Origin of the sequence: Streptomyces sp. NPDC050564 (assembly GCF_044457265.1) — a bacterium.
In the GTDB taxonomy this organism is placed as follows: domain Bacteria; phylum Actinomycetota; class Actinomycetes; order Streptomycetales; family Streptomycetaceae; genus Streptomyces.
Genome location: NZ_JBITGS010000052.1, coordinates 46763 through 53465, shown reverse-complemented (window position 1 = coordinate 53465; position 6703 = coordinate 46763). Strand labels below are relative to the sequence as shown.

Below are 6703 nucleotides of genomic sequence, written 5' to 3'. Positions count from 1 at the left end.
GCGGGGTGCTCCCCTCGGACGGCGTCGTCCTCACCTCTTTAGTAGCCCCGCCGGGGACCGGGGGTTGGCGGGGGGGGGGGGGGGGCGCGGGGGCGCGCCCCGCCCCCCCCACCGCATGGTCGTGCCGTCAGCCGTACCTCAGCCCGTGAAGCCGGCCGTGATGGAGGTGAACTGCCAGTTGCTCTGGCTGATACCGGAGCAGTTGCTCACCACGCCGCCGCCGGGGCAGGGCCGGTCGCGGTTGACCGCCCAGTAGGCGAGCCTGGCGATGTGGTGGGAGTTCGCCCAGTCCCTGATCTGGGTCCAGATCGCCGGGGTGGTGTTCTCCTGCTGGTCGGACAGACCGTTCATGCCGGAGATGCCGATGTGGGAGTAGGCCGTCGCGTCGTCCCACCCGAAGGTCGACTTCAGCTTGGTCTTGAGACCTTCGGTGGCGTTGACGGTGTTGCCGTACATGTCGGAGCCGCCGCCGAAGTCGAACGGCATGATCGTGAAGACGTCGATGCCCGCGTTCAGCGACTGCGCCTGCTCGATGAGCCGGTTTCCGTAGTAGGTCGGGCCGGTCGTCGAGGTGCCGAAGGTGACGATCGTCTTGAGGCCGGGGTTGTTGGCCTTGACGGTCTTCAGCGCGGTCAGGATCTTCGCCTGGACGGCCTCGTTCTCGAACTCGTCCGTGTTCTCGATGTCCATGTCGATCGCCTTGAGGCTGTAGGCGTCGATCACCTTCTGCAGCGCACCGGCGAGAGCGCTCGCCGACGAGCAGTTGGCGCCGAGCTTGCTGCCCTGCCAGCCGCCGAACGACGGGACGATGTCACCGCCCGCGGAACGGATCTGGTTGATGACGGTCTGGTCGTTGCCGCCGGTCAGCGGCCTGCTGCCGTCCCAGGCGGGGTTGCAGCCGCCCGAGTCGAGCATGAACGCCATCGTGTACCACTTGATCCCGGTCGAGCTCATCACCGAGGTCGCGCTCGGCGGATCGCCCCAGCCGAGGTAGAGGTAGGGAGCCGCCTGCTTGAAGCCGGTGCCGCCACCGCCCGCGTTCGTCGTGACGCTCACGGAGTTGGAGGCCGCCGAGGTGTTCCCGGCCGCGTCCCGCGCCTTGACGGTGAACGTGTAGGCGGTGCTCGGCGACAGCCCGCTGACCGTGGCGCTGGTGCCCGACACGCTGAGCACCTGGTTCGAGCCGCTGTAGATGTCGTACGCACTCACGCCGACGTTGTCGCTCGACGCGCCCCACGACAGCGACACGCTGGAAGAGGTCTTGCCGGTGGAGGTCAGGTTCGTCGGAGCCGTCGGCGCCTGGGTGTCGGAGCCGCCGCCGCCCGGCCCGTCCAGGCTGATGTCGTCGGCGTAGTAGGTGCCCTGCGCGTACCAGCCGTGGACATAGATCTTGGCGCTGGTCTGCGAGGCACCGGTCGTGAAGGAGACGGTCAGCTGGCTGTAGGCCGAAGGGGACGTCGTCCAGGTCGAGGCACCGCCGTCCACGCCCAGGTACACGTAGCTGCCGCGCACCCAGCCGGAGAGGCTGTACGTCGTGTTCGGCTGGACCGAGACGGTCTGACTGCACTGGGCGTTGTCGCTCGAACTGGCCGCACCCGCAAGGGCCTTGGAGCCGCCGTGGACGGGGCTGGAGACGACCGAGCCCAGGTTCCCGGTGCAGGTCCAGGGGGAGAGGCTGCCCGACTCGAAGCCGGGGTTGGTCAGGATGTTGGCCGCCTGGGCCGTACCGGGCAGGGCGACCGCCCCGGCCAGGGCCAGGGCGGCGGTGCCGAGCAGAGCGAAGAAGCGATGTCTGGAACGTCTGAGGTGTGTGATGCGCACGCGATCTCCCTGCATAAATGGGGGTGTTCGGGAGTGCTGAGAGGTGCGCAACCAAGTTGGTATGGACCAATCTCGCTGTCAAGACGCTGAGCGGGAATTGGTCCAGACCGGTAGGTGAGGGGGGCGGTCAGGCCGGTGCGATGGCCGCGGTGGCGGTGGCGGGTGCGGTTTCCGTGGCGGGAGAAGGTGCGGGTTCCGTGGCCGACGCGGGCACGGCGGGCAGTGTCGCCACGGACGTGTCGGGCAGCGAGGCCGCGGACGTGTCGGGCAGCGGGGCCGCGGGTGTGTCGGTCCGCTGCCGCGGCAGCGACACCGCGCGTACCGGACGGGGGCCCGAGACGACGGTGTAGTCCTGCCCGAGGAACGGCGGAACCACCTCGCCCGTCTCCTCGCCGAGTGCCAACTGCACTGCGGCCCAAGGGGCGTTGACGCCGCACTGCGCGAGCTGGTGCAGTCCGCCCGCCGGACGGGTGTTGACGTCCATGAGGACCGGTTCGTCGCCATACATGCGGAACTGGATGTTCGTCAGATAGTGCAGTCCGAAGGCCTCCGCGAGCAGCCGCGCGGGCTCGATCCACGAGGGGTGGAGGGTGAACCCGCGGCGGCGCCCGTTCTTGGTGCGGCCCACCGCCATGCGGACCCGCCCGTCGGGCCCGGTGAGGCAGTCGACGGACACCTCCGGCTGCTCCAGGCGCGGCATCACCAGCCAGTCGACGGGGTGGTCGGCGTCGCGCAGCGCGTCCACGACCAGATCCAGCGGCACGTACGGGCTGGGAAATCCGTTGAGGTGCATGAGCGAGAAGGGGGCGCGCGTGATCACGCGGAAGCCCACCCCGCCCGCCCCCGCCGCCGGCTTGAAGCACGCCTTGTGGCCCGCGGATTCCAGCGCCTCGACCGCCGCGACCAGCTCCTCCGCGGAGCGCACCCGCCACCACGGCGGCACCGGCACGCCCACCTCCCGGACCGCCTCGTAGGCGGTGACCTTGTCCTGGAAGACGGCCACGGCCTCGGTGGGCGGAGCGAGCAGTGCCGTGCCGACCGCGGCGAACTCGGCGCGCTGCGCCACGACGGCGGCCTGGTGCAGCACCGGCACGAACACGTCGATGCAGTGGCGAGCGCAGTGGTCGAGGGCGTACTCGACATACGCGCGGGGCGACAGCCCCTCGGGCTCCATGGAGGCCACGTCGGCGGCGGCCAGCACGGGAGAGTCGGGGTCGCCGTGGGTGGCATGGATCTCGACCGCGCGATGCTGCGGATTACTTCGCAGCTGATCCATGAAGAACACGTTCTCCGCGTACGTGCGGTTGAGCCAGACGCGTACGCGAGAGCCCATGCAGGCCACCTTTCACGGTTCGCGGGCACGGCGGAGCGGGCCGTGCCCGGCCAGGGGAGTGGGAGGAACACCAAGCCGCCGTATGCCAAAGGAGGTTCCTGGCGGCCGTGTTGGGGCGATCATAGGGGGCGTGGGGCCCGTGCGCTGCTACGGGCGTGTTACGGATTTCGGAAGTGCTCGACAAGAGGTCATGGACGCCGGGAACCGAAGCGGGCCGGGTCGGCGGCGGGCCGTTCTTGTCCCGTGGGGGGCGGATGTGTTCTTGTGTTTCCATTCGTCTTCTTCGGGGGTGTCACGGGTGCGGTCGACAGGCAGCGGTCACGGGAATCTGCTGGCCATCAGCGATCTGCACATCGGATACGCCGAGAACCGCGCCATCGTCGAGAAGATGCGCCCCGAGACGGATGACGACTGGCTCCTGGTCGCCGGAGACGTCGGGGAGGTCGTCGCCGACATCCGATGGGCCCTGGAGACGCTCAGCGGCCGCTTCCGCAAGGTGATCTGGGTGCCCGGAAACCACGAGCTGTGGACACACCCGAAGGACCCGGTGGAGCTGCGTGGGGTCGCCCGCTACGAGCACTTGGTGGCTCTGTGCCGGGAGTTGGGCGTCACGACGCCCGAGGATCCCTATCCGGTCTGGGACGGACCAGGCGGCGCGGCGGTCGTCGCGCCGCTCTTCCTCCTCTACGACTACTCGTTCCTGCCGCAGGGCTGCGTGACCAAGGACCAGGGGCTGACCTATGCCCACGGAACCGGGGTGATCTGCACCGACGAGCACTTGCTGCACCCCGACCCCTACCCGAGCCGCGAGGCCTGGTGCCGGGCCCGGGTCGCCGAGACCGAGCGCAGGCTCGCCGAACTGCCGGACGATCTGCCCACGATCCCGGTCAATCACTACCCGCTGGACCGTCACCCGACGGACATCCTGCGCTACCCCGAGTTCGCGATGTGGTGTGGCACCACGCTGACCGCCGACTGGCACCACAGGTTCCGTGTCGAGGCCATGGTCTACGGTCATCTCCACATCCCGCGGACCACCTGGCACGAGGGCGTCCGCTTCGAAGAGGTCTCGGTGGGTTACCCCCGCGAATGGCGCAGACGACCGGGAACGCCGGGCACGCTGCGCCGCATTCTGCCGATGGAGGTCGGAGCCGGTGATGGAGGAGCTGCTCCCGGAGTCGGTCGTGGCCGTGGAGAGCTACGGTGACGACGGGGCCGACGGCGCGACCCTGTACCCCGAGGAGCAGGCGCTCCTGACGCGCGCCGTGCAGAAGCGGCGCCGCGAGTTCACCGCCGTGCGTACCTGCGCCCGGCGGGCCATGGAGAAGCTCGGGGTGCCCCCGGGGCCCGTGCTGCCGGGCGAACGCGGAGCGCCGCAGTGGCCGTCGGGCCTGATCGGCAGCATGACGCACTGCGACGGCTACAGCGCCGCCGCGCTCGCCCGAGCCACTGATCTGGCCTCCCTCGGCATCGACGCCGAACCCCACCTGGCGCTCCCGGCGGGGGTCATCGACGCCGTCGCCCTGCCCACCGAGGTGGGCCGACTCGACCGGCTCGGCGCCGAGATCCCCGACATCCACTGGGACCGGCTGCTGTTCAGCGCCAAGGAGTCGGTGTACAAGGCGTGGTTCCCGCTGACCAAGAAGTGGCTGGACTTCTCCGAGGCGGACATCGACATCGTCCAGGGGCCCACGTCCGGCGGCCCCGTCCGGTCAGGGCGCTTCCACGCCCGACTCCTGGTGCCGGGACCGCTGGTGGACGGCGAGCGCGTCGAAGCCTTCGACGGCCGCTGGACCGTCCAGCGAGGGTTGGTCGCGACGGTGGTCACGGTGCCTCACGCCTGAGTACGCCCTGGGCGCCGTGCCGCACGCCGGAGTCCGGCGGTGGCGCTGTGCCGGATGCCGGAGTCCGGTCGTGATTGTCGTGCTGCACGCCGGAGTCCGGTCCTGATCGTCGTGTCTCACGCCTGAGTCGGTTCCGGGCACCAGGTGTGCAGCAGGCGGAAGAACGCCTCCTCGTTGCCCGCGAGCCCGGCCGCCGCCAGTGCGCGCTCCGCCTCGGCGAGCGCGGCGGGCGGCACCATGGGTGGTCGGCGCCCGTCCGGCGGGCTGTCGAAGGCGGCTCGTACGGTCTGCAGGAGACGGAGGTAGGCCTGCACGGCGGCGCGTTCGTGGTCGGTCAGTACGGCGGTCGGCATCGGACGGCTCTCCCCGGGTCGGCTTGTCGAAGCGGTACATGGCGGTACAAGGAGTGGTGCATGGCGGTACGTGACTCCAGCTTGCCGTCTGCCACTGACAATCCCGTTTCGGTGTCCGCCGGTTCGCCCGCTTAGCGGAGGCGAAACCTCACGGAAATCCCTTGTGGGACCGTGGCCCTAGGCTGGAAGGAGAAGCTGGGGTCCGCCTTCACGGCGGCCGGTGAACGGGAGGTGGGCCCGTGGTCGACGTACCGCCTCGGCGTCCGCGGCGCACTCTTCGGCTGCGCTCGGTGGGCGACGGGGAACTGCGCCTGCACCACCGCGTCGTGCACGGCTACTGGCGCGCCTACCGGATGGCGGGCGAGGGCCCGGCGCTCGTCCTGATCCACGGCATCGGCGACTCCTCGGCGACCTGGGCGGAGCTGATCCCCGATCTCGCCCGCACCCACACGGTGATCGCGCCCGACCTCCTCGGCCACGGGGCCTCCGACAAACCGCGGGCCGACTACTCGGTGGCCGCGTACGCCAACGGGGTACGCGATCTGCTGGCCACGCTCGACATCGAGTCCGCCACCCTGGTCGGGCACTCGCTCGGCGGTGGAGTCGCCATGCAGTTCGCCTACCAGTTCCCCGAGCGCACCGAGCGGCTCATCCTGGTCAGCGCGGGCGGTGTCGGGGGCGAGGTCAACCCCGTACTGCGGGCCGTCTCGCTGCCCGGCGCGCACCTCATGCTGTCCATGCTGCGGCTGCCCGGAATGCGCTTCCAAGTGGGGCTGTTCGCCTGCCTGATGAGACTTCTAGACACCGATCTCGGCCAGGACGCACCGGAGTTGCTGACCCTCGTCGACGCGCTGCCCGACGCGACGTCCCGCAGCGCCTTCATCCGCACCCTGCGCGCCGTGGTCGACTGGCGCGGCCAGGCGGTCACCATGCTCGACCGCTGCTATCTGACGGAGGGCATGCCCACGATGCTGCTCTGGGGCGACCGGGACAGCGTGGTGCCGGTGCGCCACGCCTATCGGGCCCACCAGGCGATGCCGGGCAGCCGCCTGGAGATCTTCGAGGGCGCCGGCCACTTCCCCTTCCACAGCGACCCGGCCCGCTTCCTGGCCCTGGTGGAGGAGTTCACCGGTACCACCCACCCCGCCGACTGGAGCCGCGAGCACTGGCGGGAGCTGCTGCGTGCCGGCCGCCCCGGCACCGCGGCCGGCCGACCGGACACCGCCCAGAACCGCGCGGTGGAACGGGACCTGCGGGAGGCGAGCAAACGCAGTGCGACGTGAGAGCCGGTGTCGCATCCCCGCCCGGCCAGGGATGTGACACCGGCTCTGAGGTCCACTCGCTCCCACGAT

General features: G+C 70.3%; 6 protein-coding genes. 3 read left to right on the top strand and 3 right to left on the bottom strand.

Annotated features, from left to right (window positions below; genetic code table 11):
* Positions 1-138: 138 nt before the first annotated feature.
* Together ACIBK0_RS45920 and ACIBK0_RS45915 are read right to left on the bottom strand one after the other, a co-directional pair.
* Positions 139-1836 (bottom strand): carbohydrate binding domain-containing protein, encoded by a 1698-nt coding sequence (locus ACIBK0_RS45920; RefSeq protein ID WP_399094558.1) that lies wholly within the window; start codon positions 1834-1836, stop codon positions 139-141.
* A gap of 112 nt (positions 1837-1948) precedes the next feature.
* Positions 1949-3154 carry an ATP-grasp domain-containing protein gene (locus ACIBK0_RS45915; protein WP_399094555.1) on the bottom strand — a complete coding sequence of 402 codons (1206 nt, stop codon included), beginning with the start codon at positions 3152-3154 and terminating at the stop codon, positions 1949-1951.
* A gap of 298 nt (positions 3155-3452) precedes the next feature.
* Between ACIBK0_RS45915 and ACIBK0_RS45910 the strand changes: the two genes are divergently transcribed.
* Both ACIBK0_RS45910 and ACIBK0_RS45905 read left to right on the top strand, forming a co-directional pair.
* Positions 3453-4361: a metallophosphoesterase family protein gene (locus ACIBK0_RS45910; RefSeq protein ID WP_399094552.1), complete on the top strand. Its 909-nt coding sequence runs from the start codon at positions 3453-3455 to the stop codon at positions 4359-4361.
* A complete protein-coding gene (locus tag ACIBK0_RS45905) occupies positions 4309-4998 on the top strand; it encodes a 4'-phosphopantetheinyl transferase (protein ID WP_399094549.1) in 690 nt (229 codons plus the stop codon). The genes ACIBK0_RS45910 and ACIBK0_RS45905 overlap by 53 nt, the downstream gene beginning before the upstream one ends.
* A 116-nt stretch (positions 4999-5114) precedes the next feature.
* On the opposite strand, the gene ACIBK0_RS45900 is transcribed toward ACIBK0_RS45905, so the two are convergent.
* A complete protein-coding gene (locus ACIBK0_RS45900; protein ID WP_189190971.1) occupies positions 5115-5351 on the bottom strand; it encodes a hypothetical protein in 237 nt (78 codons plus the stop codon).
* 239 nt (positions 5352-5590) lie between these two features.
* Here ACIBK0_RS45900 and ACIBK0_RS45895 point away from each other — a divergent pair, with 239 nt between their 5' ends.
* On the top strand, positions 5591-6634 hold the full coding sequence (locus tag ACIBK0_RS45895) for an alpha/beta fold hydrolase (RefSeq protein WP_399094545.1): 1044 nt from the start codon (positions 5591-5593) through the stop codon (positions 6632-6634).
* The last annotated feature ends 69 nt before the right edge of the window (positions 6635-6703 follow it).